Consider the following 2,280-nt stretch of genomic DNA (forward strand, 5'->3'; position numbering starts at 1 on the left):
GCCGCAGGTCCACCGACACCACCGCCGGCAGGGTCGCCGACAGGGTCTGCAGGCCCCCGTCGACCTCGCGCGTCACGGTCGCCTTGCCGCCTTCCAGCACGATCTTGCCGGCGAAGGTGGCCTGGGGCCAGTCCAGCAGGGCGGCCAGCATCTGGCCGACCGCATTGTTGTCGCCGTCGATCGACTGCTTGCCCAGCAGGACCAGATCCGGCTTCTCCTCGTCGACCACGGCCTTCAGCAGCTTGGCCACCGCCAGCGGCTCCAGATCGGCGTCCGACTGAATCAGCAGGCCGCGATCCGCGCCCATGGCCAGGGCCGTGCGGATGGTCTCCTGGGCCTGGGTGACGCCGATGGAGACGACCACGATCTCGCTGACCGTACCGGCCGCGTGATGCTCCTTGCCCTCCTTCATGCGCACGGCCTCCTCGACGGCGATCTCGTCGAACGGATTCATGCTCATCTTGACGTTGGCCAGATCAACGCCGGTCTGGTCCGCCTTGACGCGAGCCTTGACGTTGTAGTCGATCACCCGTTTGACGGGGACGAGAACCTTCATTGTGCTATCCACGAAAGCGCCGGAATGTTGCGTCAGGGAATGGTACGCCGCATCCGGCCTGTCAACGTAACGCCGCGTCAACGGAGCCGATCCTCCGTCCCGCCCAGCCTCGGAACGCCTCCATGCATCGCCTCCTGACCATGAAACGGCTCAGCGTCCTGTTCCTGTCGATCTTCGCCGTGCTGCTGGCTGGCATGTTCGCCTATGAGAACCTGGTCATCGCGCCGGGCGACCGCTGCGAGGAAGGCGGCAAGTGGTGGGATCCGCGGGGCCGGGTCTGCGCCCAGCCCGTCTCCATCGCCGAGATCACGGGCCGCCCCAACCCCGGCGAGCGCGCGGCGGCCTCGGCCGAGAAGAATCGCGAACTGGTGGCGATCGAGGACTCCCTGGCCGCCCAGCAGAAGGCCCGGGACGCGGACGCCGACCGCCAGCGCGCCGCCCTGGCCGCGCAATAGGCGGCATCCGAAGACCTGCGTCCGGATCTGACGCATCCGCATGCTTCACTGACCGCGACCCTTCAGCTGCGGTCTTTGACAATCGAATACGGCCAGCCGGTGAACGGACTATCTGGACGATCTGGACGGTGTTTTTTTTGACCGTCTAGCGGGTCGCCCCGGGCTTCCACTTCACATCGTCCGCCCCGTTGGCATTGGCCCGGCGGGCGGCGACGAACAGATGGTCCGACAGCCGGTTGAGATAGCGGATCGACGCCGGCGTCGCCGCCTCGCCTGCTTCCATCAGACGCACCGCCTCGCGCTCGGCCCGGCGCGCCACGGTGCGGGCCAGATGCAGATGCGCCGACAGCGGCGATCCGCCCGGCAGGATGAAGCTGTCCAGTTCCTTCAGGCTCTCGTTCATCCAGTCGATCTCGGCCTCAAGCCGCTCGACCTGGCTGTCGAGGATGCGCAGGGCCTCCCATTTGGGCGGCGGGTCCAGCGGCGTGGCCAGGTCGGCGCCGAGGTCGAACAGTTCGTTCTGGATGCGGCCCAGCATGGCGTCGATGCGGTCGTGCTGGCCCGAATGCTGCCGCGCCACGCCGATGACGGCGTTCAGCTCGTCCACGGCCCCATAGGCCTCGACCCGCGGGTTGCTCTTGGACACCTTCGCGCCCGAGGCCAGCCGCGTCTCGCCGCCGTCTCCCGTCTTCGTATAGATGCGGTTCAGGACGACCATGGCGCCTAGGCCCCGTGCGTGGATTTCCACCACATCCCGATGACCAGCAGCACGATCGCCAGCGCCTGCAGCGCGACTCTCAGCCGCATCAGCTTGTTGGAATGCGACCGTGCGAAGTCGCCGCCCCGGTACAGGGAATAGATGCCGAACCCGAGGGTCACGGCCACCGCCGCGATCGCCAGCAGGATCAGGATGTTCAGTACGTCGCCCATGCCGGCAATCTAGAGCCCGCCGCCGTCCGAAGCCAGCGCCCGGGGCGGCCCGCAACGAAAAGGGCCCGCGGCCAGTTGGCGCGGGCCCCTCGGGTCTCTCGGCCCTTCGGCCTAGTAGCGGTAGTGKTCCGGCTTGAACGGGCCYTCGGTCGGGACCGAGATGTAGTCGGCCTGTTCCTTSGAMAGCGTSGTCAGCTTCGCGCCCAGCTTGCCCAGGTGCAGCATGGCGACCTTCTCGTCSAGGTGCTTGGGCAGGGTGTAGACYTGGTTCTCGTAGGAYTTGGCGTTGGTCCACAGCTCGATCTGGGCCAGCGTCTGGTTGGTGAAGGACGCCGACAT

The 2,280-nt window shown here is 67.2% G+C and carries 5 protein-coding genes; 1 reads left to right on the forward strand and 4 read right to left on the reverse strand.

Annotated elements, in window-relative coordinates:
- The coding region (locus tag ASD25_RS28395) for an electron transfer flavoprotein subunit beta/FixA family protein (protein ID WP_056621553.1) at positions 1-556 on the reverse strand (556 nt) is incomplete at its 3' end.
- A gap of 122 nt (positions 557-678) precedes the next feature.
- On the opposite strand from ASD25_RS28395, the gene ASD25_RS28400 reads away from it, so the two are divergent.
- On the forward strand, positions 679-1,011 hold the full coding sequence (locus tag ASD25_RS28400) for a hypothetical protein (RefSeq protein ID WP_055826690.1): 333 nt from the start codon (positions 679-681) through the stop codon (positions 1,009-1,011).
- A gap of 145 nt (positions 1,012-1,156) precedes the next feature.
- Here ASD25_RS28400 and ASD25_RS28405 read toward each other — a convergent pair whose 3' ends face one another.
- The 3 genes from ASD25_RS28405 to ASD25_RS28415 all read right to left on the reverse strand — a co-directional run.
- Positions 1,157-1,729 (reverse strand): cob(I)yrinic acid a,c-diamide adenosyltransferase, encoded by a 573-nt coding sequence (locus ASD25_RS28405; protein ID WP_055826687.1) that lies wholly within the window; start codon positions 1,727-1,729, stop codon positions 1,157-1,159.
- Between the two features lie 5 nt (positions 1,730-1,734).
- Positions 1,735-1,941, reverse strand: coding sequence for a twin transmembrane helix small protein (locus ASD25_RS28410; RefSeq protein WP_055826683.1), 207 nt, complete (start codon positions 1,939-1,941; stop codon positions 1,735-1,737).
- Between the two features lie 111 nt (positions 1,942-2,052).
- The coding region (locus ASD25_RS28415; protein ID WP_056621556.1) for an adenosylhomocysteinase at positions 2,053-2,280 on the reverse strand (228 nt) is incomplete at its 5' end.

The sequence above is a fragment of the Brevundimonas sp. Root1423 genome (assembly GCF_001426805.1).

Coding starts and splice junctions, on each gene's coding strand:
- ASD25_RS28410 (WP_055826683.1), bottom strand. CDS start 1,941: ATGGGCGACGTACTGAACATCCTGATCCTGCTGGCGATCGCGGCGGTG.
- ASD25_RS28405 (WP_055826687.1), bottom strand. CDS start 1,729: ATGGTCGTCCTGAACCGCATCTATACGAAGACGGGAGACGGCGGCGAG.
- ASD25_RS28400 (WP_055826690.1), top strand. CDS start 679: ATGCATCGCCTCCTGACCATGAAACGGCTCAGCGTCCTGTTCCTGTCG.